The 25,212-nt window shown below is 62.9% G+C and carries 20 protein-coding genes; 10 read left to right on the top strand and 10 right to left on the bottom strand.

The window, feature by feature from the left end; genetic code table 11:
• Window positions 1-9: 9 nt before the first annotated feature.
• The 5 genes from ACEE43_RS07745 to ACEE43_RS07725 form a co-directional block, all read right to left on the bottom strand.
• Entirely contained in the window at window positions 10-861 is an 852-nt protein-coding gene (locus ACEE43_RS07745; RefSeq protein WP_237242942.1) for an anchored repeat-type ABC transporter permease subunit, read from the bottom strand.
• A gap of 148 nt (window positions 862-1,009) precedes the next feature.
• Window positions 1,010-1,801 carry an anchored repeat-type ABC transporter ATP-binding subunit gene (locus ACEE43_RS07740; RefSeq protein WP_449107685.1) on the bottom strand — a complete coding sequence of 264 codons (792 nt, stop codon included), beginning with the start codon at window positions 1,799-1,801 and terminating at the stop codon, window positions 1,010-1,012.
• On the bottom strand, window positions 1,798-2,835 hold the full coding sequence (locus ACEE43_RS07735; protein WP_449107684.1) for a choice-of-anchor M domain-containing protein: 1,038 nt from the start codon (window positions 2,833-2,835) through the stop codon (window positions 1,798-1,800). Before ACEE43_RS07735 ends, ACEE43_RS07740 begins: the two co-directional genes overlap by 4 nt.
• Before the next feature lie 37 nt (window positions 2,836-2,872).
• Window positions 2,873-4,492 (bottom strand): anchored repeat ABC transporter, substrate-binding protein, encoded by a 1,620-nt coding sequence (locus ACEE43_RS07730; protein ID WP_449107683.1) that lies wholly within the window; start codon window positions 4,490-4,492, stop codon window positions 2,873-2,875.
• Window positions 4,458-6,539, bottom strand: coding sequence for a TIGR03773 family transporter-associated surface protein (locus ACEE43_RS07725; protein ID WP_449107682.1), 2,082 nt, complete (start codon window positions 6,537-6,539; stop codon window positions 4,458-4,460). The genes ACEE43_RS07730 and ACEE43_RS07725 overlap by 35 nt, the downstream gene beginning before the upstream one ends.
• A 125-nt stretch (window positions 6,540-6,664) precedes the next feature.
• Here ACEE43_RS07725 and ACEE43_RS07720 point away from each other — a divergent pair, with 125 nt between their 5' ends.
• On the top strand, window positions 6,665-9,373 hold the full coding sequence (locus ACEE43_RS07720) for a choice-of-anchor M domain-containing protein (RefSeq protein WP_449107681.1): 2,709 nt from the start codon (window positions 6,665-6,667) through the stop codon (window positions 9,371-9,373).
• Window positions 9,374-9,560: 187 nt separating this feature from the next.
• Window positions 9,561-10,796, top strand: a complete 1,236-nt coding sequence (locus ACEE43_RS07715; protein ID WP_237205381.1) for an NRAMP family divalent metal transporter — start codon at window positions 9,561-9,563, stop codon at window positions 10,794-10,796.
• 78 nt (window positions 10,797-10,874) lie between these two features.
• Here ACEE43_RS07715 and ACEE43_RS07710 read toward each other — a convergent pair whose 3' ends face one another.
• A complete protein-coding gene (locus ACEE43_RS07710; RefSeq protein ID WP_449107680.1) occupies window positions 10,875-11,561 on the bottom strand; it encodes a GntR family transcriptional regulator in 687 nt (228 codons plus the stop codon).
• Window positions 11,562-11,723: 162 nt separating this feature from the next.
• Between ACEE43_RS07710 and ACEE43_RS07705 the strand changes: the two genes are divergently transcribed.
• A complete protein-coding gene (locus ACEE43_RS07705) occupies window positions 11,724-12,380 on the top strand; it encodes a hypothetical protein (protein WP_449107679.1) in 657 nt (218 codons plus the stop codon).
• Window positions 12,381-12,547: 167 nt separating this feature from the next.
• Here the strand turns inward: ACEE43_RS07705 and ACEE43_RS07700 are convergent, their stop codons facing one another.
• Entirely contained in the window at window positions 12,548-14,356 is a 1,809-nt protein-coding gene (locus ACEE43_RS07700; RefSeq protein WP_449107678.1) for an acetyl/propionyl/methylcrotonyl-CoA carboxylase subunit alpha, read from the bottom strand.
• 5 nt (window positions 14,357-14,361) lie between these two features.
• A complete protein-coding gene (locus ACEE43_RS07695; protein ID WP_449107677.1) occupies window positions 14,362-16,203 on the bottom strand; it encodes a 5-oxoprolinase subunit B/C family protein in 1,842 nt (613 codons plus the stop codon).
• A gap of 802 nt (window positions 16,204-17,005) precedes the next feature.
• On the opposite strand from ACEE43_RS07695, the gene ACEE43_RS07690 reads away from it, so the two are divergent.
• Complete coding sequence (locus tag ACEE43_RS07690; RefSeq protein ID WP_449107676.1) at window positions 17,006-17,545, top strand: DUF559 domain-containing protein; 540 nt, start codon at window positions 17,006-17,008, stop codon at window positions 17,543-17,545.
• A 95-nt stretch (window positions 17,546-17,640) separates the two neighbouring features.
• Here the strand turns inward: ACEE43_RS07690 and ACEE43_RS07685 are convergent, their stop codons facing one another.
• Window positions 17,641-18,402 (bottom strand): LamB/YcsF family protein, encoded by a 762-nt coding sequence (locus ACEE43_RS07685; protein ID WP_449107675.1) that lies wholly within the window; start codon window positions 18,400-18,402, stop codon window positions 17,641-17,643.
• 134 nt (window positions 18,403-18,536) lie between these two features.
• On the opposite strand from ACEE43_RS07685, the gene ACEE43_RS07680 reads away from it, so the two are divergent.
• Window positions 18,537-19,775, top strand: coding sequence for an MFS transporter (locus ACEE43_RS07680; RefSeq protein WP_449107674.1), 1,239 nt, complete (start codon window positions 18,537-18,539; stop codon window positions 19,773-19,775).
• Window positions 19,776-19,816: 41 nt separating this feature from the next.
• Window positions 19,817-20,308, top strand: coding sequence for a hypothetical protein (locus ACEE43_RS07675; RefSeq protein ID WP_449107673.1), 492 nt, complete (start codon window positions 19,817-19,819; stop codon window positions 20,306-20,308).
• A gap of 93 nt (window positions 20,309-20,401) precedes the next feature.
• On the opposite strand, the gene ACEE43_RS07670 is transcribed toward ACEE43_RS07675, so the two are convergent.
• Window positions 20,402-20,791, bottom strand: a complete 390-nt coding sequence (locus tag ACEE43_RS07670) for a DUF805 domain-containing protein (protein WP_449122320.1) — start codon at window positions 20,789-20,791, stop codon at window positions 20,402-20,404.
• Between the two features lies 1 nt (window position 20,792).
• Here ACEE43_RS07670 and ACEE43_RS07665 point away from each other — a divergent pair, with 1 nt between their 5' ends.
• The 4 genes from ACEE43_RS07665 to ACEE43_RS07650 all read left to right on the top strand — a co-directional run bounded on the left by ACEE43_RS07665 (window position 20,793) and on the right by ACEE43_RS07650 (window position 25,131).
• The gene (locus ACEE43_RS07665; RefSeq protein ID WP_449122322.1) at window positions 20,793-21,500 is read left to right on the top strand and encodes a hypothetical protein; all 708 of its coding nucleotides are present in this window, start codon (window positions 20,793-20,795) and stop codon (window positions 21,498-21,500) included.
• A gap of 216 nt (window positions 21,501-21,716) precedes the next feature.
• The gene (locus ACEE43_RS07660) at window positions 21,717-23,141 is read left to right on the top strand and encodes an efflux RND transporter periplasmic adaptor subunit (protein WP_449107670.1); all 1,425 of its coding nucleotides are present in this window, start codon (window positions 21,717-21,719) and stop codon (window positions 23,139-23,141) included.
• Between the two features lie 2 nt (window positions 23,142-23,143).
• Window positions 23,144-23,833 (top strand): ABC transporter ATP-binding protein, encoded by a 690-nt coding sequence (locus ACEE43_RS07655; protein ID WP_237199995.1) that lies wholly within the window; start codon window positions 23,144-23,146, stop codon window positions 23,831-23,833.
• Complete coding sequence (locus ACEE43_RS07650; RefSeq protein ID WP_449107669.1) at window positions 23,830-25,131, top strand: ABC transporter permease; 1,302 nt, start codon at window positions 23,830-23,832, stop codon at window positions 25,129-25,131. Before ACEE43_RS07655 ends, ACEE43_RS07650 begins: the two co-directional genes overlap by 4 nt.
• Window positions 25,132-25,212: the final 81 nt, after the last annotated feature.

The raw sequence follows: 25,212 nt of genomic DNA, 5'->3' as shown, positions 1-25,212 counted from the left end.
TGTCACTTTTTAACGGGAAGTTGCACTTTTCAGGGGGAACCGCCCGCGGGCTGCCCAGCAGAGCAGGAACCCGGCAATCATGGTCAGCACGATGACGCCGCCGGTGGGCAGGTTAAAAGCCCAGGAAAGGTAAAGCCCCACCGTGGACGTCACCGCCCCGAAGGCCGGTGCAAAGACCATCATGCGCCCCAGGGTAGAGCAGAGTAGGCGGGCGCTCGCCGCCGGAACCACCAGCAGGGCCAGCACCAGCACATTGCCTAGGGTTTGAAGGGAGATCACAACAGACACGGTAACCACCACGTAGAGCAAAATATCCAGGGCTAGCACCGGCAGACCCGCAGCTTTGGCGCTCTCCTTATCGAGCGATACCGCCACAATCTCCTTATGGAAGAGCCCCAACACAAGCGCCAGCACAGCAGCAATGGCCGCCGCCTGGGCGACGTCCGCCCCCGAAATACCCACGATGGAACCGAACAAAAAGTCCTGCACTGACCCCGAATACCCCGGGGCCAGGGAGATGATGGTGATACCCAGGGCAAAGGAACCGGCAAAGAAGATGCCGATGACCGAGTCCTCTTTGAGCTTCTGGTTCTGGCTAAAAATCGCCACCAAGATAGCGGTGATGACGCCTGCCACCAGCCCGCCTACTACCAGTGATCCGCCCACCACGAAGGCCACCGCCAGGCCGGGGAAGACCGAGTGGGCAACAGCGTCGCCGATAAAGACCATGCCGCGCATGACCACATGGCAGCCCACCAGCCCGGTAATCAGGGAGGCAAGGACGACCGCCGCCAGCGCCCGTGCCAGGAAAGCCAGGTTGGGGTTGAAAAGGTCTTGGATAAATTCGTAGGGAGTAATCATGTGTTTGTATCGGTGGGGAATCTAGAGATGAATCATACGAGGCGCTCAGGACGCCCCCGAAAGCCGACTGGCTGGGGCTGGCATGAATTGCGTGTGAGCGCTAGCGAACCCGCAAGAAGGTTAGTCGGCGCGGGGGCGTCCTGAGCGCCTAACTTATATGCTTGGCATCCCTCTCACACCCTTCGTGCTGGCCGTGCAGGAAGGCGTAGAGTTCTTCGATGCTGTGCTGCTGGGCGGGGGCGTCCACGGCGAGGTGGCCGCGCACCCCGACGATGCGGGTGCACCAGGTGCGGGCGGCGATCATGTCGTGGGTGGACATCAGAATGGTCATCCCTTCGGCGGCTAGCGCCCGGTAGAGGCGGTTGAGGGAGTCCTGGGTGGGGGCGTCCACGCCGGTGAAGGGTTCGTCGAGAAGCAGGAGCTTGGGTGCGGACGCCAGGGCGCGGGCCAGCAGGACTCGCTGCTTTTGCCCGCCGGAGAGTTCGCCCACGGGGCGGTCTTTGAGGTCGGTCAGCTCTGCCTTGTCGAGGGCGGAGTAGACCGCCTGCCAGTCGGTGCGGCGGGGGCGGCGGAACCAGCCGATGGCGCGGGTGCGCCCGCTCATGACGGCGTTTTCAACGGTAATGGGGAAGTCCCACTGGAAGAGGTGCTTTTGGGGTACATAGCCGATGTGGGCGCGGGCTTTGAGGGGCGGTTCGCCGAGAATATCGATGCGCCCTTTACCGGTGGGTACAAGCCCGAGCAGGGAGCGCAACAGGGTGGTTTTGCCTGCACCGTTTGCCCCGATCAGCCCGACGAATTCGCCGGGGTGCAGGGTTAGGTTGAGGCCGGTGAGGACGGGCCGCCCCGGGTAGCCTGCGTGCAGGTCGGTGATGGTGACGGTGGGGGTGGACGCCGCTGCGCCGGTTTCTCGCACGGGGGCAGGAGAGGCGGTGGTCATGCGCGGCCCCCGGTGGACTGCTCGAAGGCTTCAGCCTTAGCGGCTGCGGAACGACGGGCTAGGAGAACACCACCGACGATGAGGGCCAGAAGTAGCGCGCCACCACCGGCCATGAGGCCAACCGGCAGGGTTGAGTCGCTGTTCTCTGCTTCACTGCTGGTGCTTGAATCGCCAACCGTCGCAGTGGATGTTGCCTCGGTTGCAGGGGCGCTCGCGTCCTGGTCTTCCCCCTGGCCCTCGCCCCCTGCGCTGCCCTCGTCAACCGCACCGAGGGCGTCCGCCCCGGCAAAGACCTGCTCGTTAGTTACGGTCGAGCCGACGGCGAAGAGCAGGCGGGCGGTGTCGCTGACGACGGTACCATCGGCCAGCTCAGCGTGGGCGCGCACGGTCAGGTAGTAGGCGCCGGGGGCGGTGAAGACCCAGTTAGCGTGGGTGTGAACGTTGGGTTCAACGAAGATGTCCTGGGGGCCGGTGCTGTCGGAGGTCCACAGCACTTCCGGCGCCCCGAAGGTGCCGTTTTCCAGGTACATGGAGAACCCACCGGGGCCCTCTACCGCCTCAAGGGTGAAGGTAACGCCGCGGCCCAGGCGCTCCACCACCTGGGGGTTCTGGGTGTTCCAGCCGGGCCAGACCACACCGGCCAGCTCGGTCTGAGGGATCACATAGACCTGTTCACCGGCGGCTGCCTGCACAAAGGAGTAGCGAGGGTCATCGGGCACGGGCATCATAGCGGTGTCGTTACCGCGCAGCACCACATCGGCGGGGTCGCGCCAGACCGGCTCGGCAGTCGAATCGTCGCGGAACATAAGCTCCCAGGAGCCCTCAACAAATGCCGGGCCCATATCCACGTGCCCGGCGGCAATCTCATGCTGACCGGTTACTACCGGCTCGTCGGGCGAGAGGGTCTGTTCCAGGGCGCGCTCTTCGGCACTCTTGTTCTCTTCGGCCGCGTAGGCTGCGGGGGCCAGGGCGGACGCCGGCACCAGCAGGGCTGCCAGGGCCAGGGCAGTGGTGAATCGGGGAGAGATTTTCATGGAAATCCTTGGGTTAGGTGGAACAGGTGCTAGGGGCTCACAGCGAAGCTGTGGAGCAATCGGCAATAGCCCGTGCATTGACTAACATCATCTGGGAGTAGGTGGGGGCAGCTGAGTCGAGGGAGTCGGAGTAGAGCTCGCAAACTCGCACCCCGGTCTCGTTACCCACCTGCTGGAGTACCGGCGTCCTGTTCATGGACCCGTGTTCGGTGTAGAGGGCGGGTACGGCCAGGTCGTCGATGGTGCGGCGTAGGCGCTCGCGCTGCTGGATGCTGGGTTCTACGCCCGCGCCGGGGGAGACGTAGCCGGCGACGGTGAGCCCGTAGGTTGAGGCCAGGTAGCGGTAACCGTCGTGGGTGGTGACCAGGTTCTTAGCCGCATCGGGGAGCTGGCCGTAGATGCGGTGGAGTTCCCGGTCGGTGTCTGCCAGTTCGGTGAGCAGGGCTTCGGTGTTGGCCCGGTAGGTGGCGGCCCCGGCGGGGTCGGCGGCGGTGAGGGTGTCGCGTATGAGCTGGGCTGCGGCCATGGCGTTGGGTACCGAGTGCCAGATGTGGGGGTCGATTTCGCCGTGGACGTGCTTGCCCAGCACCGCCTGGGCCAGCAGGTAGACCTGGTCGCCGGGCTTGCCGAGGAAGCGGTACTGGGGCCCGGCGGGGAGCTCCTGCAGGGTGCGGGAGGGCACCGCAATGACGGTGGTGGCGGGGTCGTGTTCGGTGACCTGCCCGTCGGAGTCGGTGCGAATCACCAGGCGTCCGGTGTCGAGCTGGGCGGTGAGGTCGGCATGCCCGGCATCGAGGACGGTGACGGGCTGGCCGGTGGCCTCCTGTAGGGCGCGTGCCTGGGCGTCGGGGGAGACGCCGACGGCAAAGTGCACGGTGGTTGGGCGGACGTCGGTGAGGCCGTCCAGGGCCGCGCCGTCAGCGTCGCGGGCCTGGGCTTCAAGCTCCAGGGAGTATATACCCGGTTGAGTATATGCCCATGAAAGATGGGTATGGGCCTGAAGGGGGAGGGCGGTTTCCCCCAGGTTTCCCGCCTGTGTGCCGCCGTCCGCACCGGAGTCCGCTACCTTCTCAACTGACCCGAAGGTGCCGGTAATAAAGGCGGCGAGCTGGCCCGGCCCGCTGGCCTCGGTGGCCCTAAAGGTTACAGAGGCGTCACGGCTCAGAGCGCTACCCGACTCGGTATCGCGTGGGGCACCGGAGGTGCGCAGGCCCAGCCAGATGGAATCCAGGGAGGCGTCCTCAACAATCGGAATCAGGGTGCCCCCGTAGCTCTCAATCTCTTCGGCAACCGCCACCGAAAGCGCCCCCTCGGGCAGGTTGGCGTCGACCGTGCGCACCAGCTTCTGCTGCTCCAACAGCAGGCCGTTGGTGAAGGCTACATCGGCGTAGGCTACGTCGCGAACGTCGCGCAGGGAGGGCTCGTAGGTGTGGGGGTCAGCCCCCGCTGGAACCAGTGAGCTCACCCGGGCCCTGTCCCCGGCAACAGCCGAGGCCAGGTCGGCCACAATGGGGGTGGAGGCTACCACCTGCAGGCCCTCCTGGCCTCGCTCCCCTGCACCGCCACAGCCGGTGAGGGCCAGCAGGGCGGTCAGCAGGAGTGGGGCGAAGCGGCGAAAACGGTTACGCTGCACGGCGGGCAGAGCGATGACGAACAAAGAGCAGGACGCCCGCCCCGGCCAGCAGGGCCAGGCCACCGGCTGCGGCGAGGGTGCCAGTCGATGAGGTGCCGGTGTAGGCCAGCTCGCCTCGGGCTGAGGCTTGCTGGGCCTTGGCGAGTTCGTCCTCGCTCAGGGTGCAGTCGCGCCCATCGGCGGTCTTGCCCACAATGCGCACCTGGGAACCGTCGGGTCTAGTGACCAGGCCGGTGGCGCTATCGACAGAGCCCTGTCCACTACCTGCGGGGGCGTTGGAGCTAGAGCCGCTACCGGCGTCCTGCTGCTGGGGCTGCTGTTCAGCCCGGGCAATATCGCCCACCTCAAAATTCAGGGTGCCGCTGGCCGAAGCCTGCCCGCCGCTCTTGAGCGGCACAGACCAGGTGAGGGTTGCGGAGTAGACGCCGGGGGCGGTGAAGACCCAGTTGGCGTGCTGGTGGGTGTTGAGCGGAACCGAGAAGGAGTCGCCCACCCCGTTAAAGACAGTGGTTCCGGCGGATCCAAAGTTGCCGGAGAGGAAGACCGAGAGCCTACCCGGGCCCTGCAGGTCGGTCAGTGTGAGGGTGGCCGGGCCAGAGGCCTGGGCAACGAGCTCGGGGTTCTGGGTGTTCCAGCCGACCCAGGGCACGGTGGCCTGCTGGGTTGCCCCGATTAGGTAGACTTCGGCCCCGGCCGGGGCGATATGGCCCATGCCGCCGGGCATGGTGGTCTTGGCGCCGTCACCCAGCACGAAGGTCAGGGCGCCGGGCTGCTTCCAGGTGGCGGGTGAGGTGCGGTCGTCCTTGATCTGGGCCGAGAGGTTGCCGCCGCTCAGCACCGCCCCGAAGTCGAAGTGGCCGCTGGTGGCTTTGTTGGTGCTTGTGTTGACGGCTTTTTGGATGGTGAAGGCGGGCTTATCCAGGGTGCGCGCGGAGGCTCTGTTAGCCGTACCTGCCTCACCCTGCTGAGCCTGCTCGGCAGGTTTGACCAGTTCTTCGGTGGCCATGCACTGCTGGGGCGCGGTGCCCCCGCTACCGCCTGTAGCTGAGTGCTGTTGGGCTGGATTCTGGGCAGCCGGTGCCCGGTGAATCTGGCTGTTGCTTCCTGCGGCCGGGGCTGAATGTTGCTGGCCGGGCTGGGGGTTAGCGCTTTCCTGGCTACCGCCGGGGGCCGGTGCCGGGTTGAAGGGAGCGTAGCTTGGTGCTGCCGGTGCGGACGCCGGTGCTTCGGTTGTCTCTACCGGTGCGGGTGCGCTGGGCTCGGGGCTAGTAGATGAAGGTGTCTCGGGTGCCGTGCTGGGGGAGGGGGTGGCGGTCGGCTGGGTTGCCTCGGTTGGGCCGCCCAGTTCGGCGGGGAGCTGCCCCACCACAAAGGTGTAGGTCTGCTCGGTGCTGACGGGGGTGCCGTCCGCCCGGGTGGCGCTGGCGCGGAAGGTGAGTTCGTAGGTGCCGGTGGCGGTAAAGGCCCAATTGGCGTGCACGTGGGAGCCCACCGGCTGCTGAAGGGCGGGCAGCTTCTCGCGGGAGCTAAAGACCCGCTGGGTGCCAAAGGGGGAGGACTGGAAGACTTCAACTGCGCCGCCATCGGGGGCCTTGGTATTCACAAGTTCCAGGGTCAGCGTATCGCCGACTAGTTCACCGGGGCGGATGCCCTCGGTATTCCAGCCGGGCCAGAGTACCCCGGCTGCCTGGGTCTGGGGGGCTAGCCAGATGGTTGCCCCTTCAGTGCCCAAAAAATCGAACCCGGCAGGCACACTGACCCTGGTTTCAGCGCGGTCTTGCAGGTTGAAGACTGTCTGGGTGGGGTCTAGTCGGGTGCGGGGTGCGCCGGGCAGGTCGGCATAGGTGAAGAGTTCTAGCTGCCCGTTGGCTAGGGCCATAGCCAGGGCGTCGGTGTGCTCGACGGCGAGGACGGTGCGCGCCGCGGCTTCTTGGCTCGCAGTGGGGGCTGCCTGGCTGGCGGTAGGGGCAGAGCTGCCCTGTTCGGCTACTGCTGGGGAGGCTGCTAGGGGGCCTGCAAGCAGGGTCAGTGAAAGGGCTGCAACCGAGAGGGCGCGGGGGAACTGGTGCATAGTGTGCTTTCTAACTGTGTGTTGTTTGGCTTTTCTCGACATATAGAATATCTTTAATGATAATCATTCTCAAGTTGGTTGGGGTGCTGCTGCCCCCAACCCCGCACACACCTAGAAAGACCGCAATGCAGACCCAAGCACCCGCGTCCGCTCCCTCACTACGCCCGGCAGCTCGCAGGCGTCCCTACCGCGCCCTCACCCTCTCAGCCCTGGCCATCGCCACCCTAGTGGGCTCGTCCCTGCCCGCCGCCGCAGGCCCCGACGACGGCAAAATCGTAGGCACCCAGGCTCACATCGACGCCCCGCAAACCGTCTGGGAAAACAACAGCTTCAGCCTCTACGCCAAGATGCCCCACGGCGACAAAAATGACGCCCTCGTACCCTTTGATCGGTCGGTTCTCTGGCTGGGCAAGGGCTATTCCGCCCGCGCCGAGGCCAAAAACCAGTACATCTTCACCGTGCCCGATTCGCCCAACGCCAGCTTCCTGGGCAAGCCCGGCGACAAGCTCTACATGGCCCCCTCCCTGCCCTACGGCAACCACAACCCGGCCTGGATCGGCTTCGGGGCGGACACCAACATCCCCGTTGAAAACTTCCGCGACGGCACCTTCACCCTCGACCTGCTGAACGTCAACGGCCCCGGCGTCATGGAAATGTTCACCTACCGCTCCAACTACTTCCCCAACGACGTGCGCCGCATGCTCAGCTCCACCGACCCCGATTTCCAGTCGGCCGTGCTCACCCCCGGCGCCCACACCCACAACTTCACCACCTTCTCCCGCCCCGGCCGCTACGAGGTCACCTACCGCACCGTCGCCCGCGGTCTTGACGGCCAAACCATCGAATCTAAGCCCACCACCGCCGTCTGGCAGGTGGGCGGCAACCGCCCCGTGGACGGCGCTGGTGTTGCAACTGAGGCACCCCTGATTGATACCTACAACAAGGCTCTGACCACCTCTCTTGCCGCAGAAAACTACAGCCTCACCCTGGCTCCCAAAGCGAACCCTGAAAAGGACGGCGACGACTCCCTCACCGACATCACCTTCGATGCCGGGCGCACCGACGTCTCGGGCACCCTGACCCTCTACAACCAGGGCTACTTCCTCACCGACGTGCGCGTTGAGGGCGGAAAGGCCACCTGGTCAGAGATGCTGGGTTCCCTAGATTCCCAGATTCAGGGCGTCTTTATTCCGGACGGCGCCGCGGCGGCTTCCGGTGCCAAAGCCGCCAAGTGGGTCACCCCCGCCCTGACCTACGCACCCGGGGGGAGCGCGTCCGTACGCTCAGACGCGGGTGAAGGACGCTGGCCCGCCCCTGCCGCTGACCCCGGTAACACCCTGCTCCCCACCGGCCACCATTCCCTGACCAGCGGTGACTACACGGTCACCATCAAGCCCTCAGAGCACGAGGGCTACAACCTGGTGCAGATTAAGTTCGCTGACCCCACCGTGCGCGGCTATGTTTCAGGTGGCATGTTCCGCCGGGCCGAGGACGCCTCGGGGGCTGCCAACTGCTACGCCCACATCGATAACGGGGTTGCTAGCTGCTACCTGAGCGCAGCCAGCTGGCTCAAGGGCTACCACGCCATCTTCAACATCACCCCCCACCCCGACATGGACGCCCGCACCGACCGCCACACCGTCACCAGCGACTATGTGCCCGGCCAGGAATATAGCTCCAGCGGCTCCCTTACACTCACCGACCCCGTGGTAGCTCCTAGCCAGCCTGCGCCCAGCCCTGAGCCCAGCTCACCCGCACCGTCACCGAGCAACCCGGCTCCGAGCCCGTCCGCCCCGGAGCCGACCGTTAGCCCCACGGCCCCCGCCCAGCCCCTGCCCGATGCCCGCCAGTGCAAGGCTCCTGAGCTTGAAGGTCGCTACCTGCTCACCGACGGGCACGTCGATATCAAGGCATCCCTGGCAGGCGGGGCGCTGAAGCTGGCGCTGAAGGATGAGACTGGGGCTGTCACCCGTGAAGCTGCTGAGCGATCTCTCAATGACGTGGTGCTGGGCCTGGGCGATAACACCCGCTTTGCCCGCCAGGAGCAGATGATGGCCCCCGAGCTGGACTTCCTGGGCGAGGCCGGTAGCGAGTTCTACGGCCTGCCGCAGACCCAGCAGGCCGGTATTCTCTGGCCCGGCTGGAACACCCAGGACGTTGACTACGCCCAGCTCGCCGGGCCGGTCACCCTGCACCTGGTGCCGGTTGAGGTTCCGGACGGCGCTGCCTACGGTGTCTACGAACAGGACTTCGCTGGGGCCGTCACCCTGCACGCCGGGGGTGCTACCAAGGACACCACCATCGACATTGATTTCGCTACACACGCCCACGCCAACTGGGTCTTTACCGACCCCGGGGTCTACGGCTTCGACGTCTACTACAGCGCCCCGCTGCCCAACGGAACCACGGCCCGCAGCGAGACCCAGCGTGCGGTCTTTGCTGTAGGCGGCGCGGCGATTGACGACTGCCTGGCTGTAGCTGAGAATGCCCCCAGCCCTGAGCCCAGCCAGCAGCCGACTGCCCAGCCCACGGCGCAGCCCTCAGGGCAGCCTTCTGTGCAGCCCGGTGATCAGTCGACCGCCGGGGTGGGTGGGCCTGGCTCCACCTCGCCGGGGGCAGGGGAGCCGGCGGACGGCGTCCGCGCAGCTGACAATGACGGCACAAGTGGCGGCGCCGGGGCGGCCACCGGCCAGTCTGGCACCGGTCAGAGCCAGCAGGCCTCGGGCAGTGGTGGCAGCCTGGCCTCAACCGGCGCGTCGGTGCTGGGTGTAGCTGCTGCCGGTGCCCTGGCGCTGGGGGCGGGCGTCCTGATGCTGCGTCGCCGTCAGCGCTAACCCCCTGCTGAACCCGCCCCCTTAAAAGTGCAACTGCCCTTCACTAAGTGACGGGCAGTTGCACTTTTACGATGGCGCGTGCGCGAGCTCTCCTCTTGCGATTGTTCAACAATTGTGTAATCTATGTCTATGACCTAGCACGCATTATGACGCCCCCCGTCGCGTGCCCGCACCCCCAAGGAGAGACATGGCAGACGCAAACGCCCTGATCACCCCCAAAGACCAGGCCGCCAAGGGGCGCCGTACAGCTCTGCTCGGCTCCCTCTTCCTCATGGCCACCAGTGCCATCGGCCCCGGCTTCATCACCCAGACCGGCCAGTTCACCTACCAGATGGGCGCAGCCTTCGCCTTCGCGATTCTGGTATCGATCCTCATCGACATCGCCGTGCAGCTCAATGTCTGGCGCGTTATTGGCGTCTCCGGCATGAAAGCCCAGGAACTTGCTAACTCCGTCCTTCCTGGCCTCGGCATCTTCCTCGCTATCCTGGTAGCCCTCGGCGGCTTCGTCTTCAACGTCGGTAACGTCGCCGGCGGCGGCCTGGGCCTCAACTCCATGCTCGGCATGGACGCCACCACCGGCGGTATCATCACCGCCGCCCTCGCTATCGGCGTCTTCCTTTCCAAGCGAGCCGGCGTCGCCCTGGACCGTATCGTCGTGGTGCTCGGCGCCGTCATGATTCTGGCAACCCTCTACGTCGCGATTGTCTCCAACCCGCCCGTTGGTGAGGCCCTCAAGAACACCGTTATTCCCAGTGAAGTGAATTTCACCGTCATCACCACCCTGGTCGGCGGCACCGTGGGCGGTTACATCACCTACGCCGGTGCCCACCGTATGCTGGACGCCGGTATCCACGGCCCCGAGTACGTCAAGGACATTTCCCGCTCATCCGTCACCGGTATCGTCATCACCGGCATCATGCGCTTCCTGCTCTTCCTCGCCATTCTGGGCGTGGTCGCTACCGGCGTAGCCCTCGATACCGATAAGTCCATCGCCGGTCAGGCCTTCGGCATCGCTGCCGGTGAGATTGGAACCCGCCTCTTCGGTCTGATTCTCTGGGGCGCAGCAATCTCGTCCGTCATCGGTGCGGCCTTTACCTCGGTGTCCTTCCTGACCACCGCCAAGACTTCCGTAACCGTCAAGAACACCCTGACCATCGGCTTCATCGTCGTCTCAACCGTCGTCTTCATCGTTGCGGGCAAGGCCCCCGCCACCCTGCTAATCGTGGCAGGTGCCGTCAACGGCCTCATCCTGCCGGTAGGTTTTGCGGTGCTTCTCTTCGTGGCAACCTTCCGCGCCAAAACCCTGCTGGGCGGCTACCGCTACCCCGTCTGGCTTATCGTAATCGGCTGGATTTCCTGGCTGCTGACCATCTACCTGGGCTACAAGTCCCTCAGCGGTATCGCCGCCCTCTGGGCAGGCTAAGTTTCGGCCCCGGTAAATAAGGACGCTCCCGCCCCGCCTTCCCGTACGAAAGGCGGGGTGGGAGCGTCCTTGCGTCTACTACAACTCCTGTGTGAAGTAGTTGCGGGTCTCTGCCAGGTAGTTCCGCAGGTAGGTTCGGGCTGCCTCCCGCTGGCCGGTTTCCATCAAATTCAAGAGGTGGGCATTGCGCTCAACGTAGGGGGCGTGGAAGCCCGGAACCGTGACTTGAGAAAAGAAGAGCAGGCGCATTTCAGCCAGAATGCGCGACATAGCCTGAGTCAGACGGGCGGAGCCCGCGTGGTCGACCAGGGCCCGGTGGAAGTCCTGGTTAGCCCCAGCCATGCCCGTCACTGACCCGCGCTCTCGTGCCTCTTCAGCCCGAGCCAGGGCACGGTGAGCCTGGGGGATAGGCCCTGCCGGTGCTATATCAAGGGCAGCAGCCTGGATTGCCCAGCGCTCAATAAAAAGATCGGCAACCTGTTCCGGGCCGGGGTTAGCCACAAAAACACCCCGGTTGGGAATACGCTCAACCAGATTCTGGGCTTCAAGCAGGGTAAAAGCAGCCCGCAATGTATTACGGGAGACCCCCAGGGCGGTAGCCAGCTGCTCTTCGGTGAGCTTGGATCCGGGGGCGAGGGTACCGGCGTCCATGGCGGTGCGGAGGCTATCAGCAGCCCAGTCGGTGGCCTGGGCGTGGCTCGGCCGGGTACGGGCGATATCAGCTAACGACGGGGTGATGTCGATGTTAGTAGTCTCGGGGTTCACCGTTTCAAGTGTAGTTGGGAGACTCCCGAAACTAGGCGTGAACCCATACAAATTGTTATTTTGCTCCCTAGGGTTTGTCACGGCGACAGCTGCATGCTGTAGAAGTTAGGTGTTAGAACCTGATACCGCTGTAACGAAACTCTTCCCTATTAGAATGTTTCTATGTCACGGTCTCTTCACCCATCCCTTGTTCGTCTTTATAACTGTGCTCTGGACAGTGAATTCCTTTATTTTGATGAGACCTACACCTCTCCTGGCGACCTGCTTCATGAGAATAGTTTTTATGCGCTGACAGCGGTGCAATTTAGAGCCTCAGAATTGGACCTAATCCGCACTGACCTAATGGATATTGTGGATGGAGATTACTTCCATAGCACTGAGGCGTTGCGAACGTATGAGGGGCAGAGAGTTTTTGAAGAGGTGCTGAAGTATTTCTCTGATAACCGAGAACCTTCTTTTATTACCTGCAATGTTAATCTTGGCCCGGACGATGATCTTGAGCAGGCACGCCGTCGTTGCATGAAAAACCTAGTAGAAAAATACACTCCTGAAGTGCCTTCATTGCGAGGACTTATTTTTGAAGCCCGACATGAGCGAAAAGATAATAACCGTGATAGAAGCTTCTTGAAATACCTTCGAAAGGAAGGGCTTCTAAGCGATGAAGTCGGAGCAGCATGGGTGTCTCCACAGGATGAGAGACTGTTGTGGGCTCCCGATGCTATGTGCATGGCTTATCGGCGTACTCGAACCCACAGCGATATGACAGCTCACTACTTTGAGAAGTATCTTAGCGACATAGCTCGAGTGTATGAATTTTAAAAAGATGACCCCCACCTGCCGTAGCCACAGTGGGGGTCGAGTTGCTGTGATGCTCTAGGCACCAGGGCTAACTCTACTGCCTCTAGTATCTCGAAAAGTAGTACTAAATTCAAGGTTTGGGGTAGCAATAAGCTGATCCCCCTTGTCATTAGTTTTAATCAAAATTTTTACTCAAAGACCACCAGCACCTGGCCCGCAGTCAGGCGCTCGCCTGCTTGGGCGGGGAGCTCAGCCACGGTACCGGCGGTTTCAGCCAGCACCGGAACCTCGGTCTTCATGGCCTCCAGCAGGGCCACCTGGTCCCCGGCGGCTACCTCATCGCCCACAGCAACGGTGTACTTGAGCAGGGCCCCGCCCATAGGCGCCAGTACCTGCCTGGCACCTGCCTGCCCCTGCCCGCTGGCGGGGGTGGCGGCGTCCGCACCCGACCTCAAAGAAGCAAACACCGAATCGGGCAGGCCCACCCGGTGCGGGGTGCCGTCAATTTCCAGGGTGAAGCGGGTGATGCCGGTACCCGGGAAGACGCTAGCACCCACCGGCAGCAGGGGCTGACGGTAGGACGCCTGCGCCCCGCCCCCAGCCTCGGTGCTTGTAGAGGTGGTGGCAGCGTTCTTGCCCTGGGCAAGGGAGGGGAGGAAGACGTCCTCAATCCAGGTGGTGTAGACCCCGAAATCTCTGCCCTCAGCGGTAAAGGCGGGTGCTTCAAGCACCTGCCGGTCAAAGGGCAGGACGGTTGCCACCCCAGCAATCTCCATCTGGGCCAGGGCGAAACGGGCCCGGCGCAGGGCCACCTCGCGGGTGGGGCCGGTGACAATCAGCTTGGCCAGCATAGAATCAAACTCACCGCTGACCACAGAGCCCGGGCGCACCCCGGCGTCCCAGCGGATCCCGGGGCCAGAGGGCACGGTGATGGACTCAAGACGGCCGGCTGCGGGCAGGAAGCCCCGGGCCGGGTCCTCAGCATTGATGCGGAACTCAAAGGCATGGCCAACCGGCTCAGGAGTCTCGGTAAAGGGCAGGGGCTTGCCCGCCGCGATATCAAGCTGCAGGGCCACCAGGTCAACGCCGGTGACCTCCTCAGTGACCGGGTGCTCCACCTGAATACGGGTATTGACCTCCAGGAAGGAAATGGTTCCATCAAGGGCCACCATAAACTCGGCGGTGCCTACACCCACATACCCGGCGGCTCGGAAAATTTCAGCGGACGCCCGCTCAATCTGGGCCCGCTGCTCAGCGGTGAGGAAGGGGGCGGGGGCTTCCTCCACCAGCTTCTGGTTACGACGCTGCAGGGAGCAGTCGCGGGTGCCAACCACCACCACATTCCCGTGGGAATCCGCAGCCACCTGGGCTTCCACGTGGCGGGGCTTCTCTAGGAAGCGCTCAATGAAGCACTCCCCGTTACCAAAAGCAGCCACAGCCTCGCGCGAAGCCGAGACGAAGGCGTCCTCAACCTCGCCCAGCTCCCGCACAATGCGCATACCGCGCCCGCCGCCACCGTGGGCGGCCTTAATAATAGAGGGCAGGCCGTGCTCCTGGGCAAAGGCGCGGGCCTCTTCGGGGGAGGCGACGGGGCCATCCGACCCGGGGGCCAGGGGGGCTCCCACCGCCTGGGCCAGCTCGCGGGCCTTGACCTTATCGCCCAGGGCCTCGATAGTCTCGGGAGCAGGGCCAATCCAGGTCAGCCCCGCAGCGATTACAGCGCGGGCAAAGTCGGCGTTCTCCGCCAAAAAACCATAGCCGGGGTGAACATCGGTAGCCCCCGACTTTACCGCTACCGCCAGCACCTTCTCTATATCCAGGTAGGTTTCCGCCGGGCCGGTGCCCTCCAGGGCGTAGGCCTCATCGGCCAGGGCGGTGTGCAGGGCCTCGGCGTCCGAGTCGGCGTAGACCGCCACCGACGCGATACCCTGGGCGGCGCAGGCGCCAATAATACGGACGGCAATCTCGCCACGGTTAGCAACTAAAACTTTACGCATGGGGCTCACTTTTCGGTCTCGGAGGGGCGGGCAGGGGTGGAATCGGGGAAGTTCAGGAGGCCAAACCGCAGCCGGGTACCGGGCGGGGCCTGGGCCAGTAAGCGCAGGTCAGCCGGGTGGACCGTCGCAATCACGGGGTAGCCGCCGGTCACCGGGTGATCAGCTAAGAAGACCACCGGCTCCCCGCTCGGCGGCACCTGAATCGCCCCGGCCACCATGCCCTCACTGGGCAGCTCCCGGGTTATAGCCCGGGTGAGGACGTCGGTGGGCTGGGGGGCTGCGGACCCGTCGGTGGGGGTGCTCAGGACGTCCTGCCCCAGCGGGGCTTCCTGCACAACGTCAGCCAAAATCAGCCTGACCCCGATACGGTCACTGGACTGGGAGACTTCCCAGGTCACCTCGGTGAAGCGGCCCAGAGACTCGGGGGTAAACCAGTCCTCACGCGGCCCGGGCAGGGCGCGGATCTCCAGCACCTTACCCGGTTCCGGCAGGGGGAGGACGGGCGCCGGGTCAGCCACCACCGCCACCGGCAGGCTTGCCAGGGAGAGCCTCTCACCGGCCGCCAGCGGCTTCGGCCCCAGCCCGGCCAGGGTGTCGCGGGAAGCGCTCGCCGCCTCGGTTCTAGCGGCAAACCCGCCGCGCACCGCAAGGTAGGTACGCAGACCACGTGCGGGTGCCCCCAGGGTCAGGGTCTGCCCGGGCTTTAGGGCAAAGGGGGCGTAGGGGTGGACGGTCAGAGGGGTGCCTGCTGCCTGAGCTGCTCCCTGTCCGGAGTCCGTGGCCTGCCCGCTGGCGTCCTCGGTTATCTGCGCTGGGGTATCCGCTCCGGTCAGGGCCAACTCGACGTCGGCTAGGGCAGTAATTTTTAGCCCGCCCGCCAGGTTCTCAAGAACGGTAGCACCCGTGCAATTACCGACCAAACGGTTAGCTTCGGCTGCCGCTTCCCGGTCGGCCGGGCCGGAAGGAGAGACACCCCAGTGGGTCAGACCCGCTCGACCGGAATCCTGGAAGAGGGTGAGCAGGCCGGGATTTTTAACCTCCAGAACCTCGCCGGGAACTACCGCGGGGGCGTCCGCCTGCTCGGAGTCAACCGGGTACGAGCTAACCGGGCACGAACCTGCCCGAGGCTGCTGGGCCGGGGCGGGAGCGTCCTGAACCCCTGCCTGACCTGCAGAAATCAGCTCACGCACCGCCTCAAACTGCACCTGCATACCGGGCTCCAGCAGGGCGGGCGGATTCTGGCTGAGGTCCCAGAGGGGAGCGTCCGTGCGGCCAATGAGCTGCCAGCCGCCGGGAGAGGTGCGCGGGTAAATACCCGAAAAATCACCGGCCAGGCCAACAGCCCCGGCAGGAACCGAGGTGCGCGGGGTGGGGCGGCGGGGAACGTCCAGCACATTATCGTGCCGGTGCAGGTAGAAGAAACCCGGGGCGAAGCCCGCAAAAGCAACCGACCAGTGTCCTGTGGTGTGGGTGTAGATTACCGCCTGCTCGCTCATGCCCAGGTGGGCGGCAACATCGGTGAGGTCCTGGCCATCGTAGACGACCGGGATGGTGACTGTGCGGCCGTGGGTGCGTACATCTCCGGACGCCTGCGGCAGGTCGGGTGCGGCAAGAAAGTCAGCGGCCTGCCGGGCTGTTTCAAAGCGGACGAGCACGGTTTGAGCTGCCGGGACCAGCTCGGTCTGCCCTGCGGTAGGGTGTTGCTGCAGGTGGCCGTGCAGGTGCAGGGCGTTTTCGAGAGTTCGGCAGTCAACCATAACGGCCAGTAGGCCGAAGGGCTTGACCGTATAGATGGTGGCGGCGTGCCCGCTGGGTGTGCGCCCGCTGGATGTATGTGCGGTGGTCATGGCGCCCCTCTCTACTAGCTTCTGCGGTGAAGATGGAGTGGTGGGCTACAGGCTCTCGCACTGGGGTTTGGCCTACGCCACCGCTCAGGATTGTTCAACAATTCTGGCAGATGTGGCGCCGCCCACGCAAGCTGCGCTTTCGTTGTGGCTGTTCTCTCTGGCGAATGTGACTTGTTTTCCCGAGAGGGTGTTGTTTTAACGTCCTTTCGGGAAGACGAGTCGCATTCGGTGATGAAGCCATTTTTTGGAATACTTTGTGCCGGGGTAAGCGCCGCTCAACGGCTCTATATCTGTGGAAAACCTTGACGCACTGACGTCATACTTCTCGCCCTGAGCAAACCTCCGCAGCTAGGCCTCAAAGTTATCCACAGATGGTAGAAAACGGCTAGTAGAGACGCACCGTATAGGGCATTTTTAACCCATGGAACACTTGTTTGAGACTGTCAAAACTTCGGTTGAGCTTAGACACCTGGGTAAGAGTACTTCCGGTGTAAGCCGTGAGTGCACCAGGGGAGAGCTCTTTAAAATCGGTCACAATGCCTATATAAAGACAGCTTTATGGGACTCGCTAAGCAATACCGATAGGTGTCTAGCCGGGCATGTGGCTTTCATAAAAACAAATCGGGGGTACGTGTTAAGCCATGTGTCTGCCGCTCTCTGGTGGGGTGCCCCTGTGCTGCGGTTACCGCACAAAATATGGGTGAGCCATCCGCACGATTCAGTCAAATCTCGAGGGCGGGTGCAGGTCAGTCGCAACCGGCAGAAGGAATGCGACAGTGCAGTGTTCCACCGGGGAGCCCGTGTGACGTCGCCGCTGCAGACGGCTATCGATTGCGCGCGGACGCTTCCGATCATTGATGCCCTCTGCATTGCCGATTACTTTTTGCATTGCCGACTGGTTGATTATGAGGTTTTAGCCCAGCACTTGAGGGAGTTAAGCGGTCGTGGTGTTTGTACGGCGCGTGAGGTGGCTCGTTTGATGAGTACGAAGGCGGAGTCACCGCTGGAGACTGTTGCTCGGTATTGGATTCTGATGTGGGGTCTTGCGCCACCTGCGGAACAGGTGCCTTTATGGGTTGGTGGAAGAACTCTCCGACCTGACTTTTTGTGGGAGAAAGAGCGGGTCATTTTAGAAGTTGATGGCAAGGTCAAGTATGCGGGTACTTTTGGTGAGGCTGCAGAGGACGTGGTTCAGAACGAGCGCCGTCGTCAGCACGAATTAGAGAGTATGGGGTATACCGTGGTGCGCGCTTTGTGGGAAGACATTGTGGTGCACCCTGAGCGCTTGCGTGCAAAGTTGGCGAGGGCTGGAATGTGTGAAGGCTCGCGTCGTCGAATGTGACTTAAATTCCCAAGCGGGCGTTAAAGCAACACCCGCTCGGGAAAACACGTCGCATTCGGCAGAGCAGTAGGGGCAGGACGCCGCCCCCCGCCTACCTAGACAAAGGCGCGGACGTTCGCACCGGCGTCCTCAAGAGCTGCCCGCACCTGCCGGGCAAGAGCAACTGCACCGGGGGTGTCGCCATGCACGCAGATGCTATCGGCCTGCAGAGGCACAACTGAGCCGTCCACGGCTACAACTTCGCGGTCTACCGCCATGCGTACCACGCGCTCGGCCACAGCCTGCGGGTCGTGGATGACCGCCCCGGCCTCCCGGCGAGACACCAGGGTACCTTCGGGGGTATACCCACGGTCGGCAAAGGCCTCGTAGAAAACCGGAACGCCCAGCGCCTGAGCCTCGCGGGCAACAGCTGAGTTCGGCAGACAGAGAATCGGCAGGCCACCGAGTTCGTGCAGGGCACGGGCCACAGCCTGAGCCTGCACATCGTGGTGAACAATAGCGTTGTAGAGTCCGCCGTGGGGCTTGCAGTAGCGCACTTCAGCGCCCTCAACCCGCGCTACCGCCTCAAGCGCGCCCACCTGGTAAATCACCGCGTCGGTGAGTTCGGTGGCGGTCATATCCATGAAGCGGCGGCCAAAGCCGGTCAGGTCGGGGTAAGAAACGTGGGCCCCGATCGTCACGCCGTTCTCCCGCGCCGCCCGCACGGTGGTGCGCGCAACCGACGGGTCACCGGCATGAAAACCGCAGGCGATATTGGCTGAAGAGACGGTCTGCATCATCGCAGCGTCATCTCCCATAGTCCAGGAGCCAAAAGACTCCCCAGAATCAGAATTCACATCAATACGTAGGGTGCTCATGGCACTAGCCTACCGCCGCAGCTGCCTGCCGGGCGTACCTGCTGGGGCGCGGACGTCCGCCCCAACTATGTGCGGGCCTGTTCCCTGGGCGGGGCAAGAGGGCTAGAATTGCTGAGGTCTACAAAGGAGTGCGCATGACACACGCTACCGACCCCCGCCGGGTCACCCTCTACACCTGGATTATCTCGGTGGGCGGTTTTCTCTTCGGGTACGACACCGGAATTATTAACGGCGCCCTTCCCTTCCTGCAGCAGGACTTTAGGCTGTCCCCCGCGGCAGAGGGTGTTGCGACGTCCGCACTGACCCTGGGTGCTGCTTTCGGGGCGCTCCTTGCCGGGCAGCTGATTGACCGGTTCGGACGCCGCCGCGTACTCTTCGTGCTGGCTCTAGTTTTTGCCGCCAGCTCCCTGGGCCTTACCGCTGCGCCCAGCCTGGGTATCTTCATCGTCTTTCGCGTGCTGGTGGGTCTTGCGGTCGGTGCCGCCTCAGCGGTCGTACCGATTTACCTGGCCGAGATTTCCCCCGCCAACCGCCGCGGCGCGATCGTTACCCGCAACCAGTTCATGATTGTCTTCGGCCAGCTCACCGCCTACGTGGTCAACGCGATGATTGGCAATGTTTTTGCTCATCAGGTGATGATTTGGCGGGTCATGTTCGCTATTTCAATCATTCCGGCCCTGGTACTGTTTGTGGGTATGTTCCTGGTGCCCGAGTCGCCGGGTTACAAGCGGGAGGCTACCGCCGAACGCGGTGCCCTGAAGTTGCTCTGGCGGGACCCGGCCCTGCGCACCACCCTGCTGCTGGCCGCCGCTATCGGTATTGTGCAGCAGGCTACCGGCGTCAATGCCCTCATGTACTACGGCACCCAGGTGCTGCGCGAGGCTGGCTTTTCCACCGACGCGGCTCTGACCGCCAACATCTCCAACGGTGTGCTGTCGGTGCTGGGTGCCGCTGTTGGTCTCTGGTTTGTAGGACGCTTCCCCCGCCGCCTGGTGCTGACTATCGGCCTGACAGGCACCACCTTTTCCCTGGTCATGCTAGCCGCCACCTCGCAGCTGCTGGACGCGTCCGCTCGGCCTTGGGCCACCCTTTTCATCTCTATTATTTTCTTGGTCTTCCAGCAGGGTGCCGTATCGCCGGTGACCTGGGTACTCATGAGCGAGGTCTTCCCGACCCGCGTGCGCGGCGCCGGTATGGGCGTGGCTACCTTTGTCTCCTGGATCGCTAACTTTATGGTCTCCCTTTTCTTCCCGCAGATGGTGGCCGCCCTTGGCTTGGGTATGACGTTTGCGGTCTTTGCCGTTATCGGCGTCGGCCTGATTACCTTCACACGCGCTGCGGTACCTGAAACTGCCGGCCGCGATATGGACTAGCCGCCCGGCGTCCGTCCGCCCTACTACCCTAAGGAACCCCTATGGCTCGCCCCGACTACGGCATTGGCCCGCTGGCCCACGCCCTGGCTACCGACTTCGGCTACGACTTCGAGTACGATGCCCCGGCTGAGGTTGACGGCCTGTGGCTGGAGACCGCCGAACTTGAGAAGACCTACATCGACCTGACCGGCCGCGTCTTCACCCTGCTTCTCAACATTTTTTATATCGGGGACGAGCGCCGCTACGGTTTTGCCCTCTTTGAGCTTGAGGACGCCGCGGAGCCGGGTTCTGAGACCGACGGTGCGGACGCCGGTGAGCAGCTGGTGCTGCAGGAGGACGGCTTGGCGAGTGCGGCTGATTTGAAGGCCCGGGTCGCTGATGTGCTGGCTGATTCTGCCCAGCTGCTGGCCGAGCAGGACGCCTACGACCTGGGTGAGGCCATTCGTGCTGTTGATGCTACCTATACTCCGGAGCAGCAGGCGGCTATTCTTGAGGCTTCGCAGGTGCAGAAGGGGAAGTCTTTCTTTGCATAGGGTTTCCCCCCGCCCGTGAGGGCCGCGAGAAATGTGTGTGTTTGAGAAAAGCGAGCTGATTGACTCGCTTTCTCTCGTTAAAAGTCGTTTGCTCTAGTCAAATCTCTCACCCTTGGGGTTACTGGGTAGGGCTGAGAGTGCGAAGGCTGCGAGGGAACCTATAAAAGGGAATGCATGAATCCACATCCAATGACCTGACAAATTAGCATCATGGAGGCGTCGAACCGAAAGCGACAACGTAGGCACGCCAAGTGCTACAAGCGCCGGAGCACTAAAAGCCAAGGAAGTCATCTCAGCTCTGTTAAAACGCTGTTTACGCGCTGCCTGTTCTTCTTGTGTCTCGGGTTCGCCGGGAGCCGGTCGATCAGGGAAGGGCCAGAAGGCATCCTTATTGTGAGGCCCTGTATAGGAACCAGGGTTTCGGGAGCGGTCGTAACGTCGTGCCGCAATATCGCATGCCATCAGCACACTCAAGGCAAGCATATTGGGCCACCAGAACTCACTACGAGACGCCCGCCCCGAGAAGGTAAAGGTCTTGGCGAACATACGACGTGTTGCTAGAAGGGGGCTTGCCCCTGGAATAGGCTCAGGGGAAGAGAAAAGAGGAGTGGTCACGGAAAACCTCCTTGTTAGTCCGTTTACCATATTCTACAGAGGAAACGTCAGGGGCCAGCTTTCATTGGCGCGTCTGTGGATAACTCTCGCAATGCTCGGTCATAAACCTGCCGGGTACCCCGGAGTTATCCACAGATTTCTAAAATGCCTAGTGGGGGCCAAAATTTTTTCCCATACTGGTGCCATGAATACTACACATTGGCACTCTGAACATCAGCCCTATCCGCTGCCCACTGCCCCGGCTCACCCGACCCAGCCTACCGGCGTCCGCCCGCCCCACGAGACAAACAGGCTCAACCCCTACGGCCTCACCGCCCTCGTGATGGTGCTACTCATGATCTGTATAGGGTTCATCAACCTCATCTTTTTCAACTGGGAACTCAGAATAGTTCTGCCCACAGGGTTTACCTGGCTCGGTGCCATGGGGTTCGGCATAGGGGCTCTCTTTATGAAAAACAGAGAAAAAATAACCGCAATTATCGCCCTCATTCTGGGCGTGCTCGTTATAGTTTCTATTCCCCTGATCGCCTTCCTGGCAATCACTTTCATCATGTGGGTGAGCGGCGCCTTCGCCTAGAGGATGAGCTCGCTGCGCCCCTTCTCATACCCGGGTATGATTTGTTGTTTTCTGGGCAGCAACCGGGTGTTGTCTGGGCAGGTTAACGCTTACACTAAAAGAGAACTGCACCACTTTTATCTCCGCTAGTGAAGGGCCAGCACCATGAGCACAACCCCCACACCTCCGACCCAAGCACCGGAAGCTGCGCACCGGCGTCCGCCTGCCAAAAAGAAAATGAGCACCCTCACCAAGGTACTCATCGGCCTCGCCGTAGGCATCATCGCCCTCATCGCCATCGGTGCGCTGTTTGTGGGTAGCATCTTCGGCAGCAGCAACACCGCCCAGAATTCCATTCCCTCCACTGACTACCTGATTCTGAGCGACGAAGGCGTCAGCAACAAGGTGCGGGTGGACGGCACTATCGCCCCCGGTGAGGTCCGCTCCATCACCACCCATCTGACCAGCCCCATTAGCTCCGTTGAGGTAGAGGTTGGCGACCGGGTTGAGCTCGGCCAGACCCTAGCCACCATCGACACCTCCGCTGTGCAGGGCGATCTCGACACCCAGCGCACCCAGCTCGACGGGGCCGTCACCAGCGCCCAGGGCGCCCTGACCGCAGCGCAAACCGCCTACGACCAGTACAACCAGGGAATCGCCAACGGCACCAACCCTGAAATTCTGGCAGCCCTCGCCACCCAGCGCTCCGCTAACGAACAGGCCTCACTGGCAGCCACCGACCTGAACGCCAAGTATCAGATGCGCGATCAGGCCGCTGCCGCCGGCGAAGACCTCACCATGATCAACTCCGAAGTTGCCGCCGCTGAGTCGGCTCTGCGCCTGGCTAACGGGGCAAAGGCGGACGCAGACACCGGCGTCACCACCGCTCGCAACTCCGCCAACACCCAGCTCGCAGCCCTCGAAACCGAACTCAACAGCGCCCGTACCGCCCTGACCAGCGCAGAAACCACCCGCGACCAGACCCTCGGCGCCCTGCAGGGCGACCTCACCTCGGCCACCCTCACCTCGCCCATCAACGGCGTGGTCATGAGTGTTGCTAAGCCCGGTGCGCCGGCAACCGGCCCCGTCGTCACCATCGGTGACGATTCCAAGCTCACCATCACCACCAGCGTCCGCGAGGCTGACGTTGCCACCATCAAGGAAGGCAACCGTGTCACCTTTACCGCCGGGGCAACCGGCACCAAGGAGTACTCGGGTACCGTTACTTCGGTTGCGTCCATCGCTGACTCAGCCCAGCAGGCCAACCCTGAAGCCGCTGCTGCAGGTATGCCAGGTGGCGGCTCACCCACCTTCACCGTCACCATCGAGGTAACCGGCAACCGAGACGGGCTCTACCTGGGCTCTTCCGTCAAGGCCAGCATTATCACCGCTGAAGAAGAAAGCTCCCTGGCGGTACCCCTCGACGCGGTCTACACCAACGACCTGGGGAGCGAGAGCGTCGTGGTAGCTGTGCCCAACGACGACGGCTCCTTCACCCTCGAAGAGCGCTCCGTTGAAACCGGCCTGGCTAACGAATTCGACATTGCCATAACCGACGGCGACGTAGCCTCCGGCGACATGGTGCTCACCTACGGTGAGGCCTACCGCCACCGCGTGGGTGAAACCGTCACCCTCGATGCCGGCACCAGCTTCGGGTGGTAGCCATGAGCACCCTGCTCGATATGCAAGGCATCGTTAAAACCTTCAACGCGGGCACCCCCAGTGCCATTACGGTGCTCCCCGGCGTTGACTTTCACGTCGACCGCGGTGAGTTTGTATCGGTGGTGGGCCAGTCCGGCTCGGGTAAAACCACGCTGATGAACATCATCGGCCTGCTCGACCGGGCCACCTACGGCTACTACACCTTCGCGGGCGAGAACATACCCTCGCTCAGCGACGACGAACTGGCCTACTACCGCAGCCAGAACATCGGGTTCATCTTCCAGAGCTTCAACCTGGTGGGCCGTATTTCTGCCCTCAAGAACGTGGAAATGCCCATGATGTACGCCGGCATCAACCCCCGTGACCGTCGCGAACGAGCCGCCCACCTGCTAGAGCAGATGGGCATGGCCGACCGCATGAATCACAGCCCCGCGGCTCTATCGGGCGGCCAGAAGCAGCGCGTCGCTATCGCCCGCGCCCTGGCCAACGACCCGCCCCTGCTCCTGGCCGACGAGCCCACCGGCGCCCTGGACTCCCAAACCGGGCGCATGGTCATGGACCTCTTCCACGAGCTCAACCGCGAGCAGGGCAAGACCATCGTCTTCATCACCCACAACCCCGAACTGGCTGCTGAGACCGACCGCATCGTCACCATGGTCGATGGTCGGATTACAGAGGAGGTCTCGCAATGAACGTGCGTGAATCAATCTCCCTGGCCCTGGGGAGCCTGCGCAACAATAAGATGCGCTCCTTCCTTACCCTGCTCGGCATCATCGTGGGTATCGCTTCGGTCATTACGATTTTGACCCTGGGGCATTCGCTGAAAACTCAGGCCTCTGAGTCGATTGTGAGCTCCGGTGCTAACGACCTGATGGTGAGCGTGGTGCAGCGCCCCACTGAGGAGCAGGAAGAAGCGGGGCTGACCTCCGGCCCCATGCCCATGGGTATGCCGAACGGGGAATACATCGAGCCTACGGCTGAGTCCAAGTTCGACGAGGATGACATCGCCCGCCTCAAAGAGGCCCTGGGTGATAACATCGCGGGTATTCCCCTCGGGGCAAACTCTTACACCAGCGTAGACCTCAGTGCTGGTGAGAGCGAGGCTCCCTACGCCAGTGCCCAGTTCGTCAATATGGACTACCTGGAGCTCAACCCGGTCAGCCTGGTGGCGGGGCGTTCTCTGACGCAAGCCGACATGGATGCCAAACGACCGGTCATCCTGCTTTCAACTGATCAGGCGTACCAGCTCTTTGGCGACCCCCAGGCGGCAGTGGGAAGTGAAATCGATGCGCAGTTTGGCATGACCTCACGAGGCCTTATGGTGGTCGGGGTCTATCAAACCGAGTCTGTGGGCAGCGGTATCTTCGCCTACACAGGGCCGGGCACAGTCTACCTACCGGTTTCGCTGGAACCCGACTTTAACTCCTATAACAGCGACGGCTGGAACAGCATCACCGTACGCCCGGCTGAGGGCAAGGATCTGGGCCAGGTCAAGGCCCTGCTCCAGGCCCACCTGACCAGTATGTACCGCAGCGACGACCAGTTCATGGCCGAAATCCAGGACTTCTCGGCCATGACCGAGCAGTTCAACGCGGTTCTGGACGGCATCAGCGCAGCCATCTCGGCTATCGCCGGTATCTCGCTGCTGGTGGGCGGCATTGGCGTCATGAACATTATGCTCGTGACCGTCACCGAACGCACCCGCGAAATCGGCATCCGCAAGGCCCTAGGCGCAACGCGAGGGGCAATCCGCCTACAGTTCGTGGTTGAGGCTATGATGGTCTGCCTGGTTGGCGGTATTCTCGGCGTCCTGCTGGGCGGGGGCCTGGGTATGCTGGGCGCCAACATGCTGGGCACCTTCGTCTTCCCGCCGCTCAGCGCCGTCCTCCTAGCCCTGGGTTTCTCCCTGGCTATCGGCCTCTTCTTCGGCTACTACCCGGCCAACAAGGCAGCCAAGCTCGACCCCATCGACGCCCTGCGCTACGAGTAGCTCACCTCTTTCAGGGAAGAGAATAAAAACAAGGACGCCGCCCCCACCTTCCTGCCCTGTGGCAGGGGAGTGGGAGGCGGC

The sequence above is a fragment of the Rothia sp. 11254D007BW genome (genome assembly GCF_053548195.1).
Note: the sequence above shows the minus strand (reverse complement) of the source record. Positions and strands in the feature narration are given on the sequence as shown.

Excerpts from the sequence above, each read along its gene's own strand:
- ACEE43_RS07745 (WP_237242942.1), bottom strand. The coding sequence starts at position 861 with ATGATTACTCCCTACGAATTTATCCAAGACCTTTTCAACCCCAACCTG.
- ACEE43_RS07740 (WP_449107685.1), bottom strand. The coding sequence starts at position 1,801 with ATGACCACCGCCTCTCCTGCCCCCGTGCGAGAAACCGGCGCAGCGGCG.
- ACEE43_RS07735 (WP_449107684.1), bottom strand. The coding sequence starts at position 2,835 with ATGAAAATCTCTCCCCGATTCACCACTGCCCTGGCCCTGGCAGCCCTG.
- ACEE43_RS07725 (WP_449107682.1), bottom strand. The coding sequence starts at position 6,539 with ATGCACCAGTTCCCCCGCGCCCTCTCGGTTGCAGCCCTTTCACTGACC.
- ACEE43_RS07720 (WP_449107681.1), top strand. The coding sequence starts at position 6,665 with ATGCAGACCCAAGCACCCGCGTCCGCTCCCTCACTACGCCCGGCAGCT.
- ACEE43_RS07715 (WP_237205381.1), top strand. The coding sequence starts at position 9,561 with ATGGCAGACGCAAACGCCCTGATCACCCCCAAAGACCAGGCCGCCAAG.
- ACEE43_RS07705 (WP_449107679.1), top strand. The coding sequence starts at position 11,724 with ATGTCACGGTCTCTTCACCCATCCCTTGTTCGTCTTTATAACTGTGCT.
- ACEE43_RS07700 (WP_449107678.1), bottom strand. The coding sequence starts at position 14,356 with ATGCGTAAAGTTTTAGTTGCTAACCGTGGCGAGATTGCCGTCCGTATT.
- ACEE43_RS07695 (WP_449107677.1), bottom strand. The coding sequence starts at position 16,203 with ATGACCACCGCACATACATCCAGCGGGCGCACACCCAGCGGGCACGCC.
- ACEE43_RS07685 (WP_449107675.1), bottom strand. The coding sequence starts at position 18,402 with ATGAGCACCCTACGTATTGATGTGAATTCTGATTCTGGGGAGTCTTTT.
- ACEE43_RS07680 (WP_449107674.1), top strand. The coding sequence starts at position 18,537 with ATGACACACGCTACCGACCCCCGCCGGGTCACCCTCTACACCTGGATT.
- ACEE43_RS07675 (WP_449107673.1), top strand. The coding sequence starts at position 19,817 with ATGGCTCGCCCCGACTACGGCATTGGCCCGCTGGCCCACGCCCTGGCT.
- ACEE43_RS07670 (WP_449122320.1), bottom strand. The coding sequence starts at position 20,791 with ATGCTTGCCTTGAGTGTGCTGATGGCATGCGATATTGCGGCACGACGT.
- ACEE43_RS07660 (WP_449107670.1), top strand. The coding sequence starts at position 21,717 with ATGAGCACCCTCACCAAGGTACTCATCGGCCTCGCCGTAGGCATCATC.
- ACEE43_RS07655 (WP_237199995.1), top strand. The coding sequence starts at position 23,144 with ATGAGCACCCTGCTCGATATGCAAGGCATCGTTAAAACCTTCAACGCG.
- ACEE43_RS07650 (WP_449107669.1), top strand. The coding sequence starts at position 23,830 with ATGAACGTGCGTGAATCAATCTCCCTGGCCCTGGGGAGCCTGCGCAAC.